At 71.8% G+C, this 22,727-nt stretch carries 20 protein-coding genes and 1 pseudogene; 6 read left to right on the top strand and 15 right to left on the bottom strand.

Annotated elements, in window-relative coordinates; translation table 11 throughout:
• Positions 1–50: 50 nt before the first annotated feature.
• The 4 genes from IG74_RS0134335 to IG74_RS0134320 all read right to left on the bottom strand — a co-directional run bounded on the left by IG74_RS0134335 (position 51) and on the right by IG74_RS0134320 (position 4,775).
• Positions 51–1,973, bottom strand: a complete 1,923-nt coding sequence (locus tag IG74_RS0134335) for an anthranilate synthase family protein (protein WP_037826525.1) — start codon at positions 1,971–1,973, stop codon at positions 51–53.
• Positions 1,970–2,650 (bottom strand): isochorismatase family protein, encoded by a 681-nt coding sequence (locus IG74_RS0134330; protein WP_030685250.1) that lies wholly within the window; start codon positions 2,648–2,650, stop codon positions 1,970–1,972. Before IG74_RS0134330 ends, IG74_RS0134335 begins: the two co-directional genes overlap by 4 nt.
• A gap of 131 nt (positions 2,651–2,781) precedes the next feature.
• Positions 2,782–3,579 (bottom strand): 2,3-dihydro-2,3-dihydroxybenzoate dehydrogenase, encoded by a 798-nt coding sequence (locus IG74_RS0134325; protein WP_030685248.1) that lies wholly within the window; start codon positions 3,577–3,579, stop codon positions 2,782–2,784.
• On the bottom strand, positions 3,576–4,775 hold the full coding sequence (locus IG74_RS0134320) for a 3-deoxy-7-phosphoheptulonate synthase (protein WP_420709987.1): 1,200 nt from the start codon (positions 4,773–4,775) through the stop codon (positions 3,576–3,578). Before IG74_RS0134320 ends, IG74_RS0134325 begins: the two co-directional genes overlap by 4 nt.
• 346 nt (positions 4,776–5,121) lie before the next feature.
• Between IG74_RS0134320 and IG74_RS0134315 the strand changes: the two genes are divergently transcribed.
• A complete protein-coding gene (locus IG74_RS0134315) occupies positions 5,122–6,693 on the top strand; it encodes a carboxylesterase family protein (protein ID WP_051855953.1) in 1,572 nt (523 codons plus the stop codon).
• A gap of 88 nt (positions 6,694–6,781) precedes the next feature.
• Here the strand turns inward: IG74_RS0134315 and IG74_RS0134310 are convergent, their stop codons facing one another.
• Together IG74_RS0134310 and IG74_RS0134305 are read right to left on the bottom strand one after the other, a co-directional pair.
• On the bottom strand, positions 6,782–7,543 hold the full coding sequence (locus tag IG74_RS0134310; RefSeq protein ID WP_030685242.1) for a VOC family protein: 762 nt from the start codon (positions 7,541–7,543) through the stop codon (positions 6,782–6,784).
• Between the two features lie 12 nt (positions 7,544–7,555).
• Positions 7,556–8,224, bottom strand: a complete 669-nt coding sequence (locus IG74_RS0134305) for a flavodoxin family protein (RefSeq protein ID WP_078869276.1) — start codon at positions 8,222–8,224, stop codon at positions 7,556–7,558.
• Between the two features lie 209 nt (positions 8,225–8,433).
• Between IG74_RS0134305 and IG74_RS0134300 the strand changes: the two genes are divergently transcribed.
• On the top strand, positions 8,434–8,829 hold the full coding sequence (locus IG74_RS0134300) for a YybH family protein (protein ID WP_030685237.1): 396 nt from the start codon (positions 8,434–8,436) through the stop codon (positions 8,827–8,829).
• Between the two features lie 233 nt (positions 8,830–9,062).
• Here the strand turns inward: IG74_RS0134300 and IG74_RS0134295 are convergent, their stop codons facing one another.
• Entirely contained in the window at positions 9,063–9,863 is an 801-nt protein-coding gene (locus IG74_RS0134295; protein ID WP_037826523.1) for an arylamine N-acetyltransferase family protein, read from the bottom strand.
• A gap of 1 nt (position 9,864) precedes the next feature.
• Entirely contained in the window at positions 9,865–10,890 is a 1,026-nt protein-coding gene (locus tag IG74_RS0134290; RefSeq protein ID WP_030685233.1) for an amidohydrolase family protein, read from the bottom strand.
• 290 nt (positions 10,891–11,180) lie between these two features.
• On the opposite strand from IG74_RS0134290, the gene IG74_RS0134285 reads away from it, so the two are divergent.
• The 4 genes from IG74_RS0134285 (at position 11,181) to IG74_RS0134270 (ending at position 15,832) form a co-directional block, all read left to right on the top strand.
• Positions 11,181–12,200 carry a 3-oxoacyl-ACP synthase III family protein gene (locus tag IG74_RS0134285; protein ID WP_030685230.1) on the top strand — a complete coding sequence of 340 codons (1,020 nt, stop codon included), beginning with the start codon at positions 11,181–11,183 and terminating at the stop codon, positions 12,198–12,200.
• A gap of 57 nt (positions 12,201–12,257) precedes the next feature.
• Positions 12,258–12,830: an SRPBCC family protein gene (locus IG74_RS0134280; protein ID WP_051855948.1), complete on the top strand. Its 573-nt coding sequence runs from the start codon at positions 12,258–12,260 to the stop codon at positions 12,828–12,830.
• A gap of 84 nt (positions 12,831–12,914) precedes the next feature.
• Positions 12,915–14,501, top strand: a complete 1,587-nt coding sequence (locus IG74_RS0134275) for a class I adenylate-forming enzyme family protein (protein ID WP_030685227.1) — start codon at positions 12,915–12,917, stop codon at positions 14,499–14,501.
• Complete coding sequence (locus IG74_RS0134270) at positions 14,498–15,832, top strand: FAD-dependent monooxygenase (RefSeq protein WP_063761314.1); 1,335 nt, start codon at positions 14,498–14,500, stop codon at positions 15,830–15,832. Before IG74_RS0134275 ends, IG74_RS0134270 begins: the two co-directional genes overlap by 4 nt.
• Before the next feature lie 177 nt (positions 15,833–16,009).
• On the opposite strand, the gene IG74_RS0134265 is transcribed toward IG74_RS0134270, so the two are convergent.
• The 7 genes and pseudogenes from IG74_RS0134265 to IG74_RS0134240 all read right to left on the bottom strand — a co-directional run bounded on the left by IG74_RS0134265 (position 16,010) and on the right by IG74_RS0134240 (position 22,567).
• Entirely contained in the window at positions 16,010–16,948 is a 939-nt protein-coding gene (locus tag IG74_RS0134265; RefSeq protein ID WP_030685222.1) for a hypothetical protein, read from the bottom strand.
• A 385-nt stretch (positions 16,949–17,333) separates the two neighbouring features.
• On the bottom strand, positions 17,334–18,062 hold the full coding sequence (locus IG74_RS0134260) for an NAD(P)-dependent oxidoreductase (protein ID WP_030685219.1): 729 nt from the start codon (positions 18,060–18,062) through the stop codon (positions 17,334–17,336).
• Positions 18,063–18,114: 52 nt separating this feature from the next.
• A complete protein-coding gene (locus IG74_RS46495) occupies positions 18,115–18,876 on the bottom strand; it encodes a class I SAM-dependent methyltransferase (protein WP_037826521.1) in 762 nt (253 codons plus the stop codon).
• A gap of 44 nt (positions 18,877–18,920) precedes the next feature.
• Entirely contained in the window at positions 18,921–19,787 is an 867-nt protein-coding gene (locus IG74_RS0134250) for an isopenicillin N synthase family dioxygenase (protein ID WP_030685212.1), read from the bottom strand.
• A 365-nt stretch (positions 19,788–20,152) separates the two neighbouring features.
• Positions 20,153–20,347 (bottom strand): hypothetical protein, encoded by a 195-nt coding sequence (locus tag IG74_RS54470; RefSeq protein WP_324607528.1) that lies wholly within the window; start codon positions 20,345–20,347, stop codon positions 20,153–20,155.
• A 322-nt stretch (positions 20,348–20,669) separates the two neighbouring features.
• Positions 20,670–21,017: pseudogene (locus IG74_RS54465) on the bottom strand (2-oxoglutarate and iron-dependent oxygenase domain-containing protein); the annotation flags it as partial.
• Between the two features lie 62 nt (positions 21,018–21,079).
• Complete coding sequence (locus IG74_RS0134240) at positions 21,080–22,567, bottom strand: MFS transporter (protein WP_199818929.1); 1,488 nt, start codon at positions 22,565–22,567, stop codon at positions 21,080–21,082.
• Positions 22,568–22,727: the final 160 nt, after the last annotated feature.

The following is a 22,727-nucleotide window of genomic DNA, read 5'->3' as shown; positions in this document are numbered from 1 at the left end:
TGGGGGCCCTCCGCGCACTCCGGAGGGCCCCCGCGCCGCACGAGCCGTTCTCACGACCCCACGAGGCTCCGTGCTCCTTGGAGCACGTCGCTCAGGAGCGTCCCGAGGATGCGGACGCCGTCGTGGGTGAGGACGGACTCGGCGTGGAACTGCACCCCGGCGAAGTGCGCGCCCCGCACGGCGTGCACCTCGCCGGTGGCGGCGTCCCGGCAGACCTCCACCGGGCCGGTGCCCGCCGGGTGCAGCAGGTCCGTGCCGCTGTGCGCCACGAAGCTGTTGTAGAACCCCACGCGCTCGCTGCGGCCGAAGAGGTCGAGGTCCTTCTGCACGCCCTGGTGCGGCCGGTCGCGGCGGCGCACGTCCAGGCCGAGCCGGTGGCACAGCACCTGGTGGCTCAGGCACACCGAGAGGAAGGGGCGGCGCTCGGCGAGCAGCAGGGCCGTCACGTCGTGCAGCTGGGCCAGACGCGGCTCGTCCACCGCCAGCGGGTCGCCGGGGCCGGGCCCCATGACGACCAGGTCGTGGCCGTCGAGGTCGTACGGTTCGTCGAAGCGGCGCACGGTCACCTCCAGGCCGGTCGACCGCAGTTGGTGGGCGATCATCGAGGTGAACGTGTCCTCGGCGTCGACGACCAGGACCCGGTGCCCGGCCAGGTCCGGGCGCCGGGCCGGGGCGGGGCCGGGCCCGTCGCGCCAGAAGCGGGAGATGTCCGCGTTGCGGGCGAGCAGCGCGGAGCGCACCGACGGATGGTGGCCGAGGGGGCGCTGCGGCTCCGCCCGGAGCGCGCTGAGCAGGCCGAAGGCCTTCGCGTGGGTCTCGGCCACCTCGGCCGCGGGCAGCGAGTCGCGCACCAGGGTCGCGCCCACGGCGATCGACATCCGCCCCGACGCGTCGATGTCGGCCGTGCGGATGAGGATCGACGAGTCCAGGGTGCGCCCGCCGTGGCCGTCCCGGCCGATGAGCGCCACGACGCCGCTGTAGTAGCCGCGGCCCTGCGGCTCGTACCGGTTGATCACGCGGCTCGCGCTCTCCAGCGGGCTGCCCGTGACGGTCGGGGCGAACAGGGTGCCGCGCAGGACCTCCCGCACGTCGCGGTCCGTGCTGCCCTCGATGAAGTACTCGGTGTGCGCGAGGCGGGCCATCTCCTTGAGGAAAGGACCGACCACCCGCACGCCCGCCTCGCAGAACCGGGACATCATCTTGAGCTCCTCGTCGACGACCATGAAGAGCTCGTACGTCTCCTTGCGGTCGTCGAGGAAGTCCATGACGCCGTCGAGCGTGGGCCCGCCCGCGGGGTAGCGGTAGGTGCCGCTGATCGGGTTCATGACGGCGGTGCCGTCGCGCAGGCTCACGTGCCGCTCGGGCGACGCCCCGACCAGGGTGCGCTCGCCGGTGTGCACCAGGAACGTCCAGTAGGCGCCGGACTCGTGGGCGAGGAGGCGGCGGAAGACCGCGGCGGCCGTGGCCGGGGTGTAGTCGGTGACGTCGGCGACGAAGCGGCGCTTGATGACGAAGTTCGCGCCCTCGCCCGCGCTGATCTCGTCGGCGAGGACGCGGCGCACCAGGTCCGCGTACGCCTCGTCGTCGATGTCGAAGTGCTCGCCGGACAGCCGGATCGGTACGTCCGGGATGTGGTCGAGCAGCTCGGCCCGGCTCAGGCCCGCCCGCTCCCGGACCGTCATGGCGAGCAGCGGACTGCCGTCGTCCGGCACGGGGAAGCCGCGTTCGGCCAGCTGCCGGTAGGGCAGCAGCGCGAGCACATCGGGCCCGGCGGGGCCGTGCGGCGAATCCGGGACCGGCAGATCGGCGACCCGGTCCACCGGGTGCACAGGCCCGGTGAGGAGTTCGACCTGGTCGACGCCGGTGGCCGTGGGGCGGTACAGCAGGGCGTACGGCGGCGGGTCGGGCATGAGCACGCGCCGCAGCAGCGCGTCGGCGGGGGAGGGCGGCGGCGCCGTCGGGTCCGCGCTCATGCGACCGCCCCCACGGCGGACGCGTCGGCCGCGCTCGCCAGGAGCGTGGTGCCGTCGGACGGCAGGCCGCGGGTGGTGGCCACGACCGCGCAGCGGCGCGCGGCGTAGCGGAGCGCGAGCCGGTGCTCGGCGGCGGAGAAGTCGGCCGTCGCGTCGGCGACGAGGAAGGTCTCGACGTCGTGCGTGAAGGCGTCGACGGCGGTCGCGAGCACCCCGATGTGGGCGTAGACGCCGCAGACGATCAGCTGGTCGCGGCCAGCGGCGCGCATCCGGTCCAGGAGGTCGGTGCGGAAGAACGCGCTGTAGCGCCACTTGGTGAGCACCCAGTCGGGCGGCCGCGGCGCCAGCTCGTCGGTGATGGCGCGGTCCTCGGGGGCCAGGCGCATGCCGGGCCCCCAGAAGTCCCGCAGCAGGCCGCGCTGTTCCTCGGTCATGCTGCCCGGCTGCGCCGTGTACGCCACGGGGATGCCGAGGCGGGCGCAGCACTCGCGCAGCAGTCTCACGTTGCCGATCAGCTCGCGGCGCTGTGCCGCGGGGAACGGCCGCAGGAAGTAGCGCTGCATGTCGTGCACCAGCAGCACGGCACGGTCCGGACGCACCGTCCACCGCGCGGTGTTGGCCGGCAGCTCGTGCTCGCCGGGCAGGGGGTAGGCGGCGATGTCGGGGATCCCGGGCATGGCTCCGCTTCCTCTCGGGTTGCTCTGTGGGGTTGCTCTCCGGGTTGCTTTCAGAGGTTGCTTTGAGGGGGTGCTTTCGGGGGTTGCTTTGAGGGGGTGGCTCTCGGTGGTGGCTCTCCGGGGTTGCCCGGTCAGGCGCCGAGCGCGGCGCCGCCGTCGACGGTGAGCTCGTGCAGCGTGACGTGCCCGGCCTGCTCGGACAGCAGGAAGAGCACCGCCGCTGCCACGTCCTCGGGCCGGGCGGTCTTGCCCAGCGGGATGCCCACCCGGAAGTCCTCCGCGCTGCCGCCGAGCGTGCGCGCGCGGCCCTCGTCGTCGTGCCACATCGACCACAGCATCGGCGTCTCGGTCGAGCCGGGGGCCACGACGTTGCAGCGGATGCCGTACCGGGCCACCTCCAGGCCGAGGGACTTGGTGAACATCGTGGCGGCCGCCTTGGACGCGGCGTACGCGGCCATCTTCGCCCGGGGCGTCGCCGCGGCGTTCGACGCCACCGTGACGAGCGCGCCCCGGCCGCGCGGCACCATCCGGTCCACCACGGCGCGGGAGGTGTGGAAGACACCGCTCGCGTTGACCGCGAACATGTCCGCCCAGTCCTGCCCCGACAGTTCCCTGACCTCGCCGACGCGCAGCGTCCCGGCCGCGTTGACCAGGTACTCCACCGGGCCGAGCCCGGACTCGACCGCCGCGACGAGCGCCTCGACGTCCGCCGCGTCGGTGACGTCCGCCGGGTACGCCGTCACCGGCAGGCCCTGCCGGGCCAGTTCGGCCACGCGCTTGTGCAGCGCGTCGCCGTCGCGGTCGACCGCCGCCACGCGGGTGCCCCGTTCGGCGAGCGCGCGCACCACGGCCCGGCCGATGCCGCCCGCCGCCCCGGTGACGAGGGCGACCTTGTCCTGCCAGGCCGTGCTGGTGTCCGTCGCGGTCACTGGGTTCCTCCTGTCTCGGCGGCGAGCGCCAGGGGTTCGGTGTCCCGCCAGGCGCCGAGCACGTCGATCGCCTGCTCGGCGGTGAGCCGGGGGTCGCAGAGGCTGGCGTAGACCTTGCCGACCCGGTCCGCCTCCCACTCGTCCAGGACGCACTCGGTGACCTGGTCGGGCGTCGTCTCCAGGTGGACGCCGCCGGGGAACGCCCCGGCCTCGGCGAGCACCGCCCGGAACTCGCGGACCTCGCGCTGCAGCGTGCGGACGTAGCGGGTCTTGTAACCCCCGGTCGTCACCACGGTGTTGCCGTGCATCGGGTCCGTCAGCCACACCACCGGATGCCCGGCGGCGCGCACGGTGTGCACAAGGTCCGGCAGCCGCTCGGCCACCGTCCCCGCGCCCATCCGCACGATGAGCGTGAGCCGCCCCGGCTGCCGGTCGGGGTCGAGGAGCGCGCACAGCGCGAGGAGTTCGTTCGCCTCCATGCCGGGGCCGACCTTCACGGCGACCGGGTTGACCACCTGGGAGAGCAGTGCCACGTGCGGGCCGTCGACCTGCCGCGTGCGCTCGCCGATCCACGGCCAGTGCGTCGAGGCGAGCAGCAGCCGCCCGTCGGGACCCCGGCGGACCAGCGGGAGTTCGTAGTCGAGGAGCAGCGCCTCGTGGCTGGTCCACACCGGGTGCTCGATGCCCCCGGCGCGGCTCCACCCGAGGTGCGCCATGATCCGCGCGGCCGCCGTGTACCCGTCGATGAGGCGCAACGGGTCGGGCCGCCGCTGACCGGGGTCGGGGCCGTTCACCAAATGGCCCCGGTACACGGCCAGTTCCTGGTCGCCCAACCGCTCGGTCGGCCGTGACCTGGGCTTGGCGAACTGCCCCGCGATCCGGCCCACGCGCACCACCGGGCGGCGGCCCGACAGCTTCATCGCGCCGGCCAGCAGATCGAGGACGGCGACCTTGCGGGCGACGTCGTCGGCCGTGGACTCCGCCGGGTCCTCGGCGCAGTCACCGGCCTGCACGACCTCGGCGCGGCCCGCGCTGACCTGCGCCAGATGCGTGCGCAAGGTCTGCACGTCGGCCGCGTCGACCAGGCCGGGGCGGCGCGTCAGAGCGTCACGGGCGCGCCGCAGGCGTGCCGGGTCGTCCCACTCCGGTTGTTGCCTGGCCTTTTCCAGTGGAATGTGCACCGTATTCCTGTTCAAAGTCGGCTCCGGCATTCGTAGAAATCGCCTGGATATCGATTCGGAATTCGTAAAGGGAGCACGCCCCAACCCTCGCCGTTCACGACGGGCGCGCCAAGATATGCCGGTCCGGTTCGTCAGGTCAGCGAAAGTCTGTCAGTTGTGCCCTGCCGACAAGTCAGTTGACAGATGCCGTCCGCATTCCTTGCCGGGTGGGTTCGGCGCTGCCATCGTGTTGCGGATACGAAATCGACGCGGTCGCCGCGGCGACCGGGGTGGAGGGGGCCCGATGAGCGGAGCGAGGGGACAGCGGCCGGGGTCTTCCGTGGTGCCGCCGACACCTGCCGCGGTGCGTACGGCGCCTCCCGTGGTGCGTACGGACGCGGGCGCGGTGCGCGGGGCGGTGACCCGGGCGCCGGCGCCGGACGGGGCGGAGAGGACCGTCGCGGTCTTCCACGGCGTGCCCTACATGGCGCCGCCCACGGGCCCGCTCCGCTTCGCCTCGCCGCGCCCGCACCCGCCGTGGCGGGGGATCCGCCCCGCGGACACCATGCGGCCCGCCTTCGCGCAGCCGTCGGGGCCCGCCCTCGCCACCGCGCCGGTCCGCTCCGCGTCGACGGCCGAGGACGCCGTCCACGCCAACGTGTGGACGCCCGACGTCCACGGCCGCCGTCCCGTGTTCGTCTACGTGCACGGCGGGGGCTGGCAGTTCGGCACGGCGTCGAGCCCCACCTTCGACGGGGCCCGGCTCGCCGCGCGCGGGGACCTGGTCATCGTGACCTTCAACTACCGGCTCGGGCCGCTCGGGTTCGGCCTGCACGAGGCGCTCACCGACCCGGTGACCGGGCTGCACGCCAACTGGGGCCTGCAGGACCAGGCCGCGCTCGTGGAGTGGGTGCGCTCCTCGATCGCCGCGTTCGGCGGCGACCCGGACAACATCACCCTCTGCGGCACCTCCGCGGGCGGCGCCGCCGTCTGGCAGCTCGCCCTGCTGCCGGGGCTGCGCGGCGCGATCCGCCGCATCGTCCCGATCAGCACGGCCCACGTCCGGACCCCCGCCTTCGCCCTGACGCCCGCCGACGCCCGGACGGCCTCCGAAGCGGTCGCCGCGCGCCTCGGCGTCGACGTACCGGGGCTGCGCACGGTGGACGCCGCGCGGCTGCTCGCCGTGTGGGGCGAGTACTTCGCGGCCGTGCCGGACGGCCACCCCGTGGCGTCCGGACGCTGCTACCGCGGGCCCGTGGTGGACGGCGCGCTCGTGCCCGCCCCCGACACGCACCGGCCGGTGCCCGACCTGCCGACGCTGTCCGTGGTGACGGCGACCGAGGGCTCCTTCCACACCGCGGGCGGCCGGCCGCACCCCGTCGACGACGCCGAACTGCGCGCCCTGGTCCGCGCGCACCTGCTCATCGAAGGACCCGAGGTCCCGCGCGGCCTCGTCGACGGCGTCATCGCGCACTACCGCGCGCTGGCCGCGGCGGACGGCCGCCCGGTCGACCCGCTCTCCCTGCTCACGGAGATCCAGGGCGACAACACGTTCCGCCACCGGATCGTCCGCATGGCCGAGCGCGGCGCACGCGAGACGCGGGCGCCGCAGTTCCTGCTGTACTTCGACTACGCGGTGCACCCGCCCGGCTTCGGCACCCCGCACGAGGCGACCTCGCCGTTCCTGTTCGGCACGCACGGCATCGCCGAGCACCGGGAGGCGTTCGGCGACGGCCCGTGGGAGCGGAAGGTCTCGGCGACCCTGATGGACCTGGTGTCGGCGTTCGCCCACGACGACGTCCCGCGCGCCGCAGGCGTCCCGCCGTGGCCCCGGTTCACCCCGGACACACCGAGCACGCTGCTGCTCGGCGGCCACGAGCCCCGGGTGGGAGACCTGCCGAAAGCCGCCGAGCTGAGCTTCTGGGACACGGCACGGCACGGGGGCGCCCTGTAGAGGAGCGCCCTTTAGGGGCGCGGGGCTGTGCTCCTATGCGGCTCCGCCGCGCGGGCGCGATCAGCCCGGTCAGCCGGAGGGCGAACGCCTAGGGCCCGGTCTCCAGCACCTCGAACACGGTGCCCTGGGCATCCGCGAGCACCGCGCCCCGCCCGCGCGGGGTGGCGTACGGCCCCTCGCGCAGCGAGCCCCCGAGCCCGGCGACGGCGGCCACGGCCTCGTCGACGTCCACGACCCCGAAGGCCACCCGCCAGTGCGAGGCGACGCCCTCGGCCCCCGCGGCGACCGAGGCCACCTCCTGCCCGCCGAGGCCGAGCGTCACCTCACGGGCGCCGGGCCCCGGCGTCACGCGGTGCCCGAACACCGCGGCGTAGAAGGCCGCGGCCGCCGCCACGTCACGGCTCAGGCAGTGGTGGCGCACCGCCGCGCCCGCGACGCCCGCGACCTGGGCACCCGGGTACTCGTCCGCCTGCCAGATCGCGAACACCGCGCCCGCCGGGTCCTCGGCGACCGCGAACCGGCCGTGCGTGCCCACGTCGTTCGGCGGCACGAGCAGCTTGCCCCCGGCCCGCTCGATCCGCTCCGCCACCGCGTCGGCGCCGTCCACCGCGAGGCACACCAGCCACGCCGACGGGCCGCCGCGCTCCGCGCCCGGCGGCCGCGGCCCGATGTCGGCGACGTTCCGGCCGTCGAGGCGCGCCGTCAGATAGTGGTCGTACTCCTCGCCGTGGTCCAGGAACGTCCAGCCGAAGAGCCGTCCGTAGAACGCGCTGGTCCGCACCGGGTCGTCGACCTGGACCTCCACCCAGCACGGAGTGCCCTCGGGCCACGGGGTGTCGCGTACGGTCATGCCGCGCTCCCGTCAGATGTCCAGGCCGAAGGTGCGCAGGCGCTCGTCGCTCACCATGGTGATCTTCGGCTCGGGCTTGAGGCCGCGCTCGATGGCCCCGGCGATCTGGAGGGTGCGCAGGGTCTGGTACTCGATGGCGGCGAAGTTGTCGTCGGACACGCTGTTCGCCTCGTGCCGGGAGATCGTGCCGGTGCCGTAGGGGGCGCCGTTGCCGGGCCGGTGCAGCACGGCGGCGGCCGAGCCGTTCGGCACGATCACCGCGCCCCAGTGGCAGAACGCGTTGTGCAGGGCCAGGATCGCCGCCTGCTGGCCCGCGTGCGGCATCGAGCCGGAGGCGAACGCGGACACGGCCTTGTTCATCAGCTTGCCGGGGATGGCGACGGGGCCCGTGTGGTCGATGAAGTTGAGGATCTGCGGGGCGGGCAGGCCGTAGTGGACCGGGGTGCCGATCATGATGGCGTCGGCCCAGACGAGGTCGTCCAGGTCCGCGTTCGGCACCTCGGCGGTGGCGTCCGCGAGCGCGGCGTAGGCGGGCTTGTCGAGGACCATGGGGTCCGGGAGTTCGGCCGCCTTGCGCACGCGGACCTCGGCGCCCGCCTCGCGTGCCGTGAGCGCGGCCCGCTCCACGAGCTGGTGGACGTTTCCGCTGCGGGAATGGAAAACAATGGTGAGGTTCGTCAAGGGAAATCACTCCCGATGGGTCGGCGTCGGTCGACTGTCGGTGCGGCGCGGATATCCCCTGCATCATGCAACTCACCGAAAAGGCGCGGCCAAGCCCGCTCGCGTAATCTGTCAGGTCCGCCCGCAGGCCGTTCCCCGCCGTGTCCAGAGGTGACAGACATCGCCGCCGGGCGCTGACCCGCGGCATTTCCCGGTGCTGTACTCGACGCATGTCAGACATACGAAACGGCAGCAGCCTTCCCGTCGATCCGGCCGACCTTCCCTATGTCTTCGCGGACGCCTTCAACGAGCGGAATCTCGAACTCCTTCAGCACCTCTTCGAGCCGGAGGCGCTGCACGTGGTGCGGCCCGGCGAGATCTCGGCGGGCGCGAAGCGGCGGGCCGTCCTGCCGACGGTGGTGCGCGACCGCGTCCCCATCACCGTCAAGCTGCGCCAGGTCTACGTGGTCGGGGACACCGCCCTGCTGATCAACGACTACGTCCACGACGGCACCGGGCCCGACGGCGCGCACGTGCACGTCGAGGGGACGGCGACGGACGTCGCGCGCCGGGACGCGGACGGGCACTGGCGGTATCTCATCTCCAACCCGTCCGGCACGGCGTGACGTCCCCGTCCGGCACGGCGTGACGTCGTCGGAAGGCATGACGTCCTCGAAGGAGGGCACCCGCGCACGCGAGCGCTCCGCCCCCGGGAACAGGGTGTTCCGGGGACGGAGCGCTCGTGCGCCCTGCTCGGTGCCCTACGCGTGACAGCTGCCTTACGCGGACGACAGCCGCTCTACGCGGACGACAGCTGCCTTACGCGGACGACAGCCGCTCTACGCGGACGACAGCCGCCCTACTCGAACGACATGGGCACGGCGGGGCCGTCGGACGCCTTCGCCGGCAGCCGGTCCAGCTTGATCCCGAACCACTTCTCGTACGCCTCGCGGACCTCCTGCTCGTCGGCGAGGCGGCGGCTCTCCTTCCCGTCCCCGGTGAAGACGGTCAGGCGGTCCCCCTTCAGCGTGACCCGGCCGTCGGCGGTCGGCAGCGAGCAGAACAGGTTCTGCAGGAACGGCGAGTCCGGCGCGGTGCGGTACCACCACAGCGTGGGCCCGAAGTCGCTGAGCCGGCACGGCACGTCGTAGACCCGGTACTGGAGCGCGTCGTTCGCCCGTACGTCGATCCCGCCGTCGTCGGCTGCCGTCACCTGGAAGCGGCCGTTCGGGTCGTCCTGGGCCTCCTCCGTGCCCAGGGACAGCGGGTACCTGCTGTTGCGCCCGAAGCCGACGTCGACGAGCCAGCTGTGCCCGTCGATGCGGACCTTGAGCGCCAGGTGGTGCAGGGGAGCGGTCAGCTCGCCCTTGATCCACACCCGGCCCGGCAGCAGGGAGACGTCGTACCCGAGGCCTTCGAGCAGGAAGGAGAGCGCGGGATTGACCTCATAACAGCCGCCGCCCCGGCGTTCGTTGACGATTTTGTCGACCACCCGCTCGTCCATGTGGATCTCCTCGGCCAGGTGATAGCCGAGGTTCTCGAAGGGCACGGAGTACAAATGGCCCGCCTGTATCGCGCGCAGCGACGCGAGGTCGGGCTTCGCGGGCCGCGGCGCGGAAATGCGGTCCAGATACGCGGCAATCGTGGCTTCGGTGAGCAAGCTAACGGCCCTCCTGCTGGTCGTCGGCGAATCGTGGAAAGAGGTCCAGGGCATTCTGGAATTCGACGCGGTCCATGTCACCCGCCGAGAATCCGCCGTGGTCGACGACGAAGTGACCGCCCGCCGTGCTGTACGACTCCGGCATGAACGGGAAGTCCGAGCCGACAAGGAGCCGCTCCGCCCCGGTGAACGAGCGCACCGACGCGAAGGCGTGCGGCTCCCCGATCATGGCGGTGTCGCTGTACAGGCGCCCCAGATAGGCGAGCGGATCGGCGGGCAGCCGCTCGGCCAGGTCGGCGCGGATCAGCGGCCCGCAGGCGAGCCGGCCCGCGTAGTACGCGACGCCGCCCCCGCCGTGCGACAGGATCACGCGCAGGCCCGGATGCCGGTCCAGCGTGCGGTTGTACAGCAGCTGGGAGGTCAGCCGGACGGTCTCGAACGGGAACTCGCAGAGCGACACCGGCAGGCCGAACGTGGGCTGGTCCACCGGCGGCGCCGTGGGGTGCACGAACAGCGGGGTGCCCCGGCGCGCGGCCTCGGCGTGGAAGGCGTCGAGCGCGGGATCCCCCACGTACACGCCGCCGTAGTTGGTCACCAGACCCACGCCGTCGAGGCCCAGGACGTCGACGGCGTACGCCAGTTCCTCCAGGGCCGCGTCCACGTGCGGCAGCGGGAGCACGGCGAACGCGCCGAGCCTGCCCGGGTGGTCCGCGACGAGACCCGCCAGGTACTCGTTCACCCGGCGGGCGAACTTGGCCCCCGTGGCGGCGTCGACGGGCGGCACGCCCGGCCAGACGTTCACCACCGCGGCCCGGATGCCCTGCCGGTCCATCATCGCGAGGCTGGCCCCGACCTGCCACGCGGGCTTGTCGACACCGGGCAGCGTGGACGCGAACCCGAGTTCACGGAGTTCGGCCGCGTAGAAATCCGGGATGATGTGGTGATGCACGTCGATGGCGCGGGACCAGGGCGGGCCTGTCGCCTCGGAATGGGGCGTGGAATTGCTCGGCCCCTTGCTTGTCGCCATGAATACCCCTCGTCCGGGCGGCACGGAACTTCGGCACGGAACTTCGGTATCCCACGCTACGTATTCCCCGGGGGAGCGTCGACGTACTGACGGGAAAGTCTGTCAACTTCTCCCGGACCGCGGGGCATTGCCGCGGAGCGTGCGGCGGCGCCGCATCTGACACTTATCGCGGCATTCTCTGGGGGCCCGGCCGCGCCCCCGGTTATGTTCCGACGCGGAACTGTCGTACTGGACGCCGCGCGGGCCCCGCCCCGAGCCGCCCGCTCGGCCACGACACGAAATGAGTCACCATGGCCAGTCGCGCAGCAGCGGTCCCCGACACGGACGCGATCGGAATACTCGGCACCGGCTCCTGCCTCCCCGGCAACGTCGTCACCAACGACGAAGTGGGAGCGCGGGCCGGGGTGACGGACGAGTGGATCACCCGGAAGACCGCGATCCGCGAGCGCCGCTGGGCGAAGCCGGACGAGGCCACGTCGGGCCTCGCGGCGACGGCCGCGCGCAGGGCGCTGACCGCCGCGGGGGTGCGCGCCGACGACGTCGGGCTCGTCGTCGTGGCGACGTCCACACCGGACTCGCCGCAGCCCCCCACCGCCACGGCGGTCGCCACCGAGATCGGCGTGCCGTCCGGCACGCCCGCCTTCGACATCAACGCCGTGTGCAGCGGCTTCGTCTTCGCCCTGACCACGGCGGAACGCATGATCCGCGGCACCGGGCGGCACGCCGTCGTCATCGGCGCCGACATCTACTCCCGCACCCTCGACCCCACCGACCGCCGCACCGTGGTGCTCTTCGGCGACGGCGCGGGCGCGGTGGTCATCGGGCCGACCGCGGGCCGCGGCGTGCTCGCCACCCGCCTCGCCACCTTCCCGGAGGAACGGGAGCTGATCCGGGTCCCCGCGGGCGGCTCCGTGATCCCCGCGTCGGCGGCCTCCGTGGAGCAGGGCCTGCACTACTTCACGATGGACGGGGCCGCCGTGCGCCGCTTCGTGACGGACCGGGTCGGCCCGCTGATCCGGACGTTCCTCGACGCCCATCTGCCGCGCGACGGGCGGCGGGCGCACTTCGTCCCGCACCAGGCCAACGGCCGCATGATCGAAGCGCTCGCCGACGACCTGGGATTCGCGCCCGAACACACCCACACCACCGTGCGGTTGTACGGCAACACCGGGGCGGCGTCCGTGCCGATCACCCTGGACCGGGCGGCGCACCGGCTCGCCCCGGGCGACCTGGTGCTGCTCGCCGGATTCGGCGGCGGGATGGCGGCGGGCCTGGCCCTGGTCGAATGGCAGCCGCCCGAAGGGACCTGACGAACCCTCATGCCGATGCGTTGCCCCGGCCGCGAGAGCGTCGCCATCATTTTTCCCATGAACGCAGCCGACGGAATTTCCCGCAGCGATTCCCCTGCCAGTGAAAGCGCGCCCCTCTTCGAGATAGGCGTCGAATGCCGTGTCACCCGCGCACCCGAGGACGTCTTCGCCGTGGTGAGCGATCTGCCGCGCAGCCGCCAATGGAGCGAGGAGTGCACCGGCGGCGAATGGATCCACGGCGAGCCCGGCACCGTCGGCTCGGTCTTCCGCGGCCACAACCACCGACGCGCCGACGTCGTCGCGTGGGCCCCGGTCGTCCGCGGCACCTGGACCACCACGGCCCAGGTCGTGGCCGCCGAGCCCGCGCGGCGCTTCTCCTGGGCCATGCGGACCCAGGACGGCCGGGTCCAGGACAGCGTGTGGAGCTTCCTCCTGAGCCCCGCCGACGGCGGCGGCACGACGCTGACCCACCACTTCCGGATGGGCGCCCCCACCGAGGGCATCCAGGGCATCACGGCCGGGATGGACGACGACGAGAAGAAGAGGTTCTTCACCGAGTGGGGAGCCAAGGTCCGCACGGACATGGCCGCGACCCTCGGCCGTTTGAAGAAGGTCATCGAATCCGAGTGAACCCCGTCGCATCCGACTGAACCCCGTCGCATCCGAGTGAACCCCGTCCGGAAAGACCGCTGAACGACGAACAGAGGCTGACGCATGCTTCTCCAGCGCATAGGAAACCGCGGCATCAGGCTGGGCACCCTCTTCGACCGGGCCGCCGCCAAGTACCCGACGAACGTCCTGCTCCTCGACCACGACCTGGACATCGCGCCGGAGCGGGGGCGCAGCCTGACCATGACGGACGTCGCCGACCTCGTGAGCGACCTGGGCTCCCGGCTGTGGCGCGCGGGGCTGCGCCCCGGTGACCACCTCGTGGTTCACAAGAGCAACGCCTTCGACATCACGCTGCTCGCCGTCGCGGCCGCCCGGATCGGCGCCGTCCCGGTGCTCCTGTCACCGCACCTGGACGGCGAGACCGTCGTCGCGCTGCTCCGCCGGGTCGAACGCCCCTACCTGCTCACCGACGCCGCGAAGCTGTCCACGTCCCTGCCCGACGCCGTCTTCGCGCTCAGCCACCGCGTGCTGCTCGCCTCCGGCACCCACGCCCGCGCCACCTCCCTTGCCGAGCTCGCGGGCGCCCCGCGCATCCCCGCCCTGGAGCTGCCGCCCGACCACCGCACCCTGGTCACGCACACCTCCGGCACCACGGGACTGCCCAAACTGGCCGTCCACACCGCCTTCAGCCTCCAGGCGCGCTACCGGCCGCAGGCCCTCGCGACGGCCCTGATGCGGCGCCGCGAACCGGTGGCCATCCACGTGTCGTTCGTGCACTCGCGGCTCTTCACCGCCCTGGCCATCTCCCTGCTGCGGGGCTTCCCCGTGGCGATCCTCGCGGACTCCGAACCGGCGCGCGTCGCGGAGCTGTTCGCCCGGCTGCGCCCCGCCGTCCTGGAGGCCCACCCGAACACGTATCTGCGGTGGGAGGAGCTCGCCGCCGACGACCTCGGCCCGCTGTCCAACGTCAAGCTCTTCAGCAGCACCTTCGACGCCCTGCACCCGCGGACCGTGCGCACCCTCATCGGGGCGTCGCGGCGCCGCTCCCCGCGCTTCGGCCAGATCTACGGCCAGAGCGAGGTCGGCCCGAGCGTCGCCCGCGCGTACGGCAAGCACCGCTCGCCGGACGCCGACGGGCGCTGCGTGGGCATCGCCTTCCCGGGCATGACCGGCGTACGGGTGGTCAGCCGCGACGGGAAGCGCCCGACGCCGGCGTCGCCCGGCTACATCGAGATCAGCAGCGACGGCCGCATCCGCACCTACCTCGGCGAGGACGAGCGGTTCAGCCGCCAGGCCGACGAACGCTGGTGGCGCATGGGTGACCTGGGCTACCGCACCCGCTGGGGCTGTCTGCACCTGATGGACCGCGAGGTGGACGAGATCCCCGGCTTCGGCAGCACCCTGTCGGTGGAGGACCGGCTGTTCTCCCGGATCGCGGACCTCGCCGAGGTGGTGATCATCCCGACGGAGGACGGCGCGCCCCTGCCGGTGGTGTGCACCAAGGACGACCGGCCCCTCGACCTCGCCGCGTGGCGCGCCGCGACCGCCGACCTGCCGGAGATGGCCGCGCCGGTGCAGTGGCGCCAGGCGGACCTGCCGCAGACCGCCACCACCAAGATCAAGCGCCTGGAGCTGGCCGGGCTCATCCGCACGGCCGAGGCCGCCGACCGGGTCGGTGATCCCGTATGACGACCGTCGTCGTGGCCGGCGGCGGCATCGGCGGCCTCGCCACCGCGCTCGCCGTCTCGGCCCACGGGCACCGCGTCGTGGTGTGCGAGCGCGGCGAGGAGTTCGCCGAGCTCGGCGCGGGCATCCAGCTGGCCCCCAACGGCATGCACGCCCTGGACCGGCTCGGCCTCGCCGGGACCGTCGGCCGGATCGCGGTCCCCGTCGAGGAGCTGCGCTTCATGGACGGCGTCACGGGCGACCACGTCGTCAGCATGCCCCTCGGCGAGGAGTACCGTCGCCGCTTCCGCAACGCCTACGTGGTCGTGCACCGCGGCGAGCTCTACCGCACCCTGCTGCGGGCGTGCCAGGACAGCGACCTGATCGAACTGCGGGCCTCGTGTCCGGTCGTCGGCTACGCACAGGGCGGGGACGGCGGCGCGCCGGGCGTGCGGGTGCTCACCGGCCAGGGGCGGACGCTCACCGCGGACGCCCTCGTGGGCGCCGACGGGCTGCACTCCGCGGTGCGGGCCAAGGTCGTCGGCGACGGCGCACCGCGCAGCGCGGGCATCACCGTGTACCGGTCGATCGTGCCGATGGAGCGCGTGCCGCAGGACCTGCGCCACCGGTCGGTGTCGTGGTGGACGGGGCCCGGCCGGCACTTCGTGCACTATCCGATCGCGGGCGGCCGCTACCTCAACCTGGCGCCCAGTGTGGAGAACCGGCCCGCCGAGACCTTCTCCGGCGTGCCCGTCCCGGCGGCCGACGTGCGCGCGCAGTTCGCCGTCCTGTGCGATACCGCCCGGCGCCTGCTCGCGCTCGGCACGGACTGGAAGGCCTGGGTCCTCGTCGACCGGGAGCCCGTGCGCGAGTGGACCGACGGCCGGGTCGCCCTGCTCGGCGACGCCGCCCACCCGATGCTGCACTACGCGGCGCAGGGCGCGTGCATGGCCCTGGAGGACGCGGTGGTCATCGGCGAGCTCCTGAACTGCCCGCCCCAGTACTTCGGTTCGCGCCTGCGGCAGTACAACGCGTCGCGCCGGGAGCGCACCGCGCGGGTGCACCGGCTCGCCCGCGACAGCATCCGGCTGTGGCACGCGCGGGACGACGACGCCCGGGCCCGGAACAAGACCCTGGCCGCGATGTCGGCGACCGATCTGTACGACTACGTGGCGTGGCTGCACGGAGCCAGGGACTTCGCGGCGTCCCCGGGCGCGGCCGAAGGCACGTACACCTTGGCCGGATTCCTCGGCCCGACCGGCACCGCAGACACCGCAAACGCCACAGACACCGCAGACACCACAGACCCCGTGGGCCCCCTGGATTCACTCGAACTGCCCGAGCAGCACGGCTAGTCCGGTGCTGCCGACCGGGCACGGAACCGGCCGGCACGGAGCGGCGCGCCACCGTGCGGGCGCGCCGCAGCCGTGCACCGGTACTCCCGGCCGCCGTGGGCCGGTACTCCCAGAACTCCGTCCCTCGCCACCCGGCGGTCGCGACCCCCGCCACCGCGCCGTCGTGGCACCACGTCGTCAGGCGACGGTTCTGGACCCCGAGTCGGTCACCGGGACCGGCGGGCGCGTGGCCTGCCGCGGTACCCGCGGTTCGCCGTCCGGGCCGATCGGGCCCAGGTCGTGGCGGTCGTCGGGCGGAACGCGGCGGACCGCGCCGCCGATCTCCTCGGCGAGGAGCGTCGTCGGCTCGTCGCCGAGGAGCACGTACTGCCCGCGCGTCCCCCAGGGGGCGGCGGGCATCGAGCACAGCACCCCCGGCAGCGCACGGTCCGAGCCGATGCCGGCGAGCTTGATCAGACGTACGGCGTCCTGGCCGTTGCCGCACTTCGTGAGGTGACGGCTGAGACAGGACAGGACGTACGCGCCCATGGTGCGGTCCCCGGCGAGGCCGGACGCGCGCAGCGCGGCGAGCAGGTACTGCTGGCTCTCGGTGTGCCGCCCCTGCTTCTCCGACAGCCAGCCGGCGAGCTGCGCGAGCTCGGCCACCGCGCCGTACAGCCGTCGCCCGGTGCGGGCGTCGTACGCCGCCTTCCCGGTCAGGTGCAGGGTCCAGCGCAGCTCGTGCACCACCCAGTGCAGGGCGAGGTCGCCGTTCTGGGCGGAGCCGAGTTTGCGCAGCCTGGCGATGCGGCCGATCAGCATGTCGACCATCTCCGTGCTGAGTTCGGCGCCCTCCGTCCGCCCCGAAGCCAGCTTCTGACTGGCCGTCAGCCAGTCCACGGCGAGGGACACCAGGGCCGCGCCGGGCATCGGCCGGTAGCGCCCCTTGGCCTCCGCGCCGTCGTGCTCGCCCTGTTCGACGAGCGGGCGGAGCAGCAGTTCGACGTGCTCCTCGGACCACGGCGGTCCGAGGGCGGGATCGCCGGTACCACCGGGCTCCGGGTCGGGAAACTGCTCCGGCCAGATCTGGCCGATATCGATCGATCGGCCCAGGTGTTCGGAGAGAACCGTGGCCACGAACTCGGGAACCCGGCCGCGAGGATATGCCCCTTTCGCCCAGCCGTACGGAGCCTTCAGGCTCACGGTGCCCTCGCCGTATCGCCTGTTGATTTCACGTGCCAGTCGTTCCAGGGACCAGTGCAGACTTTCGAGGAATGCGGTTAGTTGCGATCCTTTGGGCACGGATGCATCTCCCCCTTGAGGCTCTCCGTCGAGGGTGCGGCTCGGTCCTGCCGCCTGATCGAGATTGACACAACTGTTCCGGTTTTGCCACTGGCTGAAGACCGATGGTTCAATTCAAGCCGGTTGGCTCCCCGGAACCCAGGGGAACAAGCGCACACATGGGGGGATGACGACACCACCCATTGCCGGGTGGTGTCGTCATCCCGCCGGATACCGGCGCCTATTTGTGGTCCCACGACCCGATGCGCATGACTTCCTTCTTCAGTACGTCACGGAAAGTCGGGACCCCCTCGGTGGTGAACACCGAGACGGTCGAACGCACATGGGGCTTGTCGGTGACCTCACGCAGCAGGGAATGCGCGAGATCGATGCGGGAGGTGTAGAGCCCGGGCGACTCCGGCGGCCCGACGTGATAGGCGCTCACCTCATCGGTGTTGTAGAGGGCCGACGGCCTGACGATGGTCCAGTCGAGATCCGTGGCGCGCGTGATGTGCTCCATGCGCACCATGTCGTCGTAGAGCGTCCGGCCCATTGTCGTCAGTATGGGATAGAGGACCCTGCGATACATGAACCGCTCGTAGAGCGGCTTTTCGCCGGATGCCTTGGGGGCGTGCACGGCGAGCAGCCGCGAGGTCACCGTGACCAGTCTTTTGACGCCGTGCAGGGCCATGGCGTCGGTAATGTGCGTGATTCCCCGGGAAAGCACGGTCACCGGCTTGCGGCCGTACGGGATGCCCAGAATGGAAATGACCGCGTCCTGCCCCGCGATCGCGCGCTCGACCGCCGCTTTGTCGTACACGTCGACGCCGAGTGTCTGCAACTTCGGATCGGACAGGGGAAATCCATCGGGCCGGCGCATCGTCGCGGTCACGGTGTGACCAGCGGCGAGCGCCTGCGCGGTGAGGTGCCGACCGGTCGAACTGTTCGCTCCGAATATGGCGAGCTGCACTGGCTCCTCCGTCTCGAAAGGGTCCGTGAAGCGGATCTCCGCCGTTACCGGGTTACGGCTTGACGGCCGTGTAGAGGGCGAACGGCGGGTTGGCCACGAAGTCGGCGTAGTACCCCTTGTCGGACATGCCGACGTCGTGCCCGGGAGCGCGGTTCGGCAGTCGCCGCACGTCCACGAGACCGGCCTTCTCCATCGCCGCCTCGGTGGTCCCGGCCGGCCAGAAGAAGCCGTCGAAGCCGACGTGCGGCTCGACGTCCATCTCGATGTGGATCACCTGGCGGTCGCCGTGCTTGTCCTTGGGCGTGATGGACAGGCCGTAGCGCGGGTACGCCGCCATCCCCTCCAGGTCGATGTCGGGGTTGGAGCACAGCGCCACCATCAGGCCCCCGGGCTTGAGGTTCGCGGCACAGCGCGCCACCATCTCGTGGTACTCGGCGGCGTCCTTGGCGTGCACGAACGCCCAGATCGGCGCCACGACGTCGAACGCGCCGAGCACCGGAAGGGCCGCGGCGTCGACGGCGTCGTAGGTGATGCCCAGCGGACGCTCGGCCTCGATCTGCCGGGCCACGTCGACCATGCTCTGCTCGATGTCGACCCCCACGACCTGCTCGGCGCCCAGGCGCTTGAATATCCGGGAATAGAACCCGGTGCCGCAGGCCACGTCCAGAATGCTCTTCCCGGTGAGGTCGGGAATTCCGGAGAGCAGCGTCTCACGCTCGACGAACGCATAGGGCAGGTTCTTGACGTTGTCGTACTGCGAGCTGGAGGCCTGGTACTGCTCGCTGATGCGGTCGTGGTGAACGCTCTTCTGCATCTTTCACTGCCTTTCTGGGAGCGGAACGGAGAACCGGTCGCTGGTCAGCTGAATATCTTCTGCACCTTTCGTGAGACCCATTCGCTCACGGTCACGGTGTCGAATCGCTCCACGGCCGGAGAATCCGTGAACGGCCGCATCGGTTCGATGGAGGCGTCGTGGTTGGGGAGGTAGAAGAACGGCATGGTGAGCCGGGACGAGGTGTCGCCGTCCGCGGGGTTGGCGACGCGGTGCATGGTCGAGACCCAGCGCCCGCCCGTCCACAGGGCCATGAGGTCGCCGATCTGTCCGGGCAGCGGGGGTTCGAGTTGCGGCGGGTAGTAGTTGACGGCGATGGACGAGCCGTGGTGGTCGAACTTGTCGGCGAAGAACTCCTCGTCCAGATCGAGGTCGAGCGCGCGGGCGAACAGGCGCATCAGATCCGCCGCCAGGTCCTCCATGGCCGCCATGTACTTCTGCCAGGTGTCCCTGAAGTCGGCCGGGTTGTCCGGCCAGATGTTCTTGTGCGTCCAGCTCGCCCACTGGCCGCCGAGCTTGTCGCGCTCCTCGTCGGCCAGCTCGCCCGTCACGTGCGCGGCGAACGTCTCGCACAGGTCGGGCGGTGTCTTCTGGTCCAGGCTGCGGGCGAGCGTGCCGCCCGCCCTGCGGTAGCCGGAGACGCCGGGCCGCGACGCGACCAGGTCCTTCTCGTCCTCGGGCAGCTTGAAGAAGGAGTTGGTCACCGTGAACATGCGGTCGATGAGCTGCTGCGGAACGCCGTGCCCCACGATGATGAAGAACCCGGAACTCCGCAGGGCGCCGCCGATCGCCTCGGCGATCGCGGCACGCCCGTGCGCACTGTCCCGGGAGGAAAGGTCGATGACCGGTACGAAACCGTCGGTCACGGTGACGGTCAACTGATCACTGCTCACGCTTGTTTCCTCTCCCTACTGTTCTCGGGAATCCGCTGGACGGCCTTCGGCTCTTTTTACGGAGTCGAACGGAAAATCGACGCAATCGGTGAACGGGGAGACTGCGTTAATTCAGCAGCGGCATCTCGACTTTGACCCTAAGTCGCGCCGACTGCGCTCTCCACGCACTGTGGCTGAATCTGTCAACTCGCCGTCCTGCCGCTGTTATGGGCAAGCCCCTTACATCTCCACCAGGGCCTTCCGATGTTGTGTTTTCGCCCTCCTCCGGGTAAGCCGGATAGCCGATCCGTCGACCCATGTGCCCCGGGGGTGAAGGCGCATGGACCGGCGAATCGGCTGTGGCCGGATATCGGCTCCTTCCGTCCTTATGCGGTTCCGGCGAACATCTTGCGGATCTTGTTCGACATCCACTCACCGGCGATCACCGGTGTGCCGTGGCCGCCCCGGGCGCCGCCCGGGCGCAGCGGCTCGATCGTGGCGTCGTGGTTGGGGAGGTAGAAGAACGGGATGGTGAGCCGGGACGAGGTGTCGCCGTCCGGGGGGTTCACGACGCGGTGCATGGTCGAGACCCAACGGCCGCCGGTCCACAGGCTCATGAGGTCGCCGATGCTGTCCGGGCAGCGGGGGTTCGAGTTGCGGCGGGTAGTAGTTGACGGCGATGGACGAGCCGTGGTGGTCGAACTTGTCGGCGAAGAACTCCTCGTCCAGGCCGAGCGCGAGGGCGAAGAGCCGCATCAGGTCCGCCGCGAGCCCGGCCATGGCCGCCAGGTAGTCCTGCCACACCTCCTTGAAGTCGGGCGGGTTCGCGGGCCAGGCGTTGGCCAGGGTCCAGGTCGCCCACTCGTCGCCGAGCCGGCCGCGCTCCGCCGCGCTCAGCTCGCCCGTCACGTGCGCGGCGAAGGCCTCGCACAGGTCGGGCGGCGACTCCTGGTCCAGGCTGCGGGCGGTCGACCCGCCCGAGCGCCGGAAGCCCGAGACCCCGGGCCGGTGGGCGACCAGCTCCTTCTCCGCCCGGGGGAGGGCGAAGAAGGAGCCGGTCACCGTGAACATGCGGTCGATGAGCGCCCGGGGGACGCCGTGACCGACGACGACGAAGAATCCTGATCTCGTGCAGGCCCGGTCGATCGCCGCGGCGAGGGCGGCGCGACCACGAGCGGTGTCCCTGGCGGACAGGTCGATGACGGGTACGAAACCATCGGTGGCGGGGGCGGCCACCTGGTCCTCGTGCATGCGGTGCCTCTCCTGTTCGGCTGGGTGCGGATCGACCTGGCTCGACGTGGTGCCCGGCGGGTCTAGTACGACGCGCCGGACGTCTCCGGGACGGCCTCGCCCCCGGCCCGGGACGCGCCGCCGCCCTTGGCGAAGAGGGCCACGGCGAGGGCGCCGCACACGAGGACGCCGAACGCCACCCACAGCGCCACGGTGTAGCCGTGCACCGTCCCGGCGTTGAAGGCTTCCGGACGGTTCCCGTGGTCCTTGAGGTACGAGGTGGTCACGCTGGTGGCGATGGAGTTGAGCAGGGCGGTGCCGAACGCCGCGCCCACCTGCTGCACGGTGTTGTACGCCGCCGACGCCACCCCCGCCTCGGTGTAGTCGAGCCCGGCCGTCGCCATGTTGGTCGCGGCCGCGAGCAGCGTGCCCAGGCCGATGCCGGTGAGGATCATGGCCGGGGTCAGATAGACCCAGAACACGTTCGAGCTGTCCACCTCGAGCTGGGTGAGGACGAGCATGCCCGCGGCGGCGGACAGCAGGCTGCCCGCGATCAGGACGTTCGCCGAGACCTTGCGGTGCAGCTTCCCGGCGATCAGCATCGCGCCGACGGTGGTGCTCACGGCGTTCACCAGGAGCGTCATGCCCGCCTTGACCGGTGAGTAGCCGAGGATCGTCTGCGTGTAGTAGCTGACGAACAGGTAGAAGCCGAACATCGCGATGAACATGACGCCCACGGACACGAAGGCCGTGCCCCGCGCCTTGTGCACCAGGATGTGCAGCGGCAGGAGCGCCTTCGGCGACTTGGCCTCCACCAGGACGAACAGGGCGAGCAGCAGCACGCCCCCGATCAGCAGGGCGAGCACCTTCGGGTCGCCCCAGCCGTGCGGCTCGGCCTGGGTGAAGCCGTAGACCAGGGCCACCAGGCCCGCGGCGCTGAGCAGCACGCCGGGGACGTCGAGGTTGCGCAGGTCCCCGCTCGGGCGGTCGCGCAGGATCATCGGGACGCCGATGAGGGCGATCGCCGCCATCGGGATGTTGATGTACAGGCACCAGCGCCAGTCGGCGTACTCGGTGAGCAGGCCGCCGGCCACCACGCCGAGGGCGGCGCCGCCCGCGCCGACACCGGCGAAGACGCCGAACGCCTTTCCGCGCTCGCGCGCGTCGGTGAACGTCAGGATCAGCAAGGACAGGGCCGCCGGTGCCAGGAGCGCCGCGAAGACGCCCTGTCCGGCGCGGGCGGCGAACAGCGTGCCCGCGTTGCCGGCCGCGCCGCCGAGCGCGGAGGCGAGGGCGAAGCCGACGAGGCCGATGGTGAAGGCCCGCCGGTGGCCGAGTGCGCCGCACACGCGCCCGCCCACGAGGAGCAGGCCGCCGAAGGCGAGGGCGTACGCGGTGATGACCCAGTGCCGGTTGGCGTCGGTCATCCCCAGGTCCTGCTGAGCGGAGGGAAGAGCGATGTTCACGATGGTCGCGTCCAGCACGACCATCAGCTGGGCAAGGCTCACAACGGGGAGGGTCCACCAGCGCTTCGCGGACTGATCCGACGGCGCGGGTGCCTCTTGCTTCATGTCTGTCACATCTACTCGCACTATGGTCGGGTGACTCGATCGATGTTCTAGTGAGCGGTGACTGTACTACAGCCCTGCGTGCCGGGCCATGCCGGAAAGCGGGCCGGGGTCGCGCTCGGGAGGTGTCAACTGCCCTTGTTTTCAAGGGAGTTGGGAAGAA

This window comes from Streptomyces sp. NRRL B-1347 (assembly GCF_000720325.1).
In the GTDB taxonomy this organism is placed as follows: domain Bacteria; phylum Actinomycetota; class Actinomycetes; order Streptomycetales; family Streptomycetaceae; genus Streptomyces.
This window is presented reverse-complemented; position numbering and strand designations above follow the sequence as displayed.

Bases quoted from the DNA above. Each gene is read 5' to 3' on its own strand.
- IG74_RS0134335 (WP_037826525.1), bottom strand. From the start codon at position 1,973: ATGAGCGCGGACCCGACGGCGCCGCCGCCCTCCCCCGCCGACGCGCTG.
- IG74_RS0134330 (WP_030685250.1), bottom strand. From the start codon at position 2,650: ATGCCCGGGATCCCCGACATCGCCGCCTACCCCCTGCCCGGCGAGCAC.
- IG74_RS0134310 (WP_030685242.1), bottom strand. From the start codon at position 7,543: ATGACCGTACGCGACACCCCGTGGCCCGAGGGCACTCCGTGCTGGGTG.
- IG74_RS0134300 (WP_030685237.1), top strand. From the start codon at position 8,434: ATGTCAGACATACGAAACGGCAGCAGCCTTCCCGTCGATCCGGCCGAC.
- IG74_RS0134290 (WP_030685233.1), bottom strand. From the start codon at position 10,890: ATGGCGACAAGCAAGGGGCCGAGCAATTCCACGCCCCATTCCGAGGCG.
- IG74_RS0134285 (WP_030685230.1), top strand. From the start codon at position 11,181: ATGGCCAGTCGCGCAGCAGCGGTCCCCGACACGGACGCGATCGGAATA.
- IG74_RS0134280 (WP_051855948.1), top strand. From the start codon at position 12,258: ATGAACGCAGCCGACGGAATTTCCCGCAGCGATTCCCCTGCCAGTGAA.
- IG74_RS0134275 (WP_030685227.1), top strand. From the start codon at position 12,915: ATGCTTCTCCAGCGCATAGGAAACCGCGGCATCAGGCTGGGCACCCTC.
- IG74_RS0134270 (WP_063761314.1), top strand. From the start codon at position 14,498: ATGACGACCGTCGTCGTGGCCGGCGGCGGCATCGGCGGCCTCGCCACC.
- IG74_RS46495 (WP_037826521.1), bottom strand. From the start codon at position 18,876: ATGCAGAAGAGCGTTCACCACGACCGCATCAGCGAGCAGTACCAGGCC.
- IG74_RS54470 (WP_324607528.1), bottom strand. From the start codon at position 20,347: ATGCACCGCGTCGTGAACCCCCCGGACGGCGACACCTCGTCCCGGCTC.
- IG74_RS0134240 (WP_199818929.1), bottom strand. From the start codon at position 22,567: ATGAAGCAAGAGGCACCCGCGCCGTCGGATCAGTCCGCGAAGCGCTGG.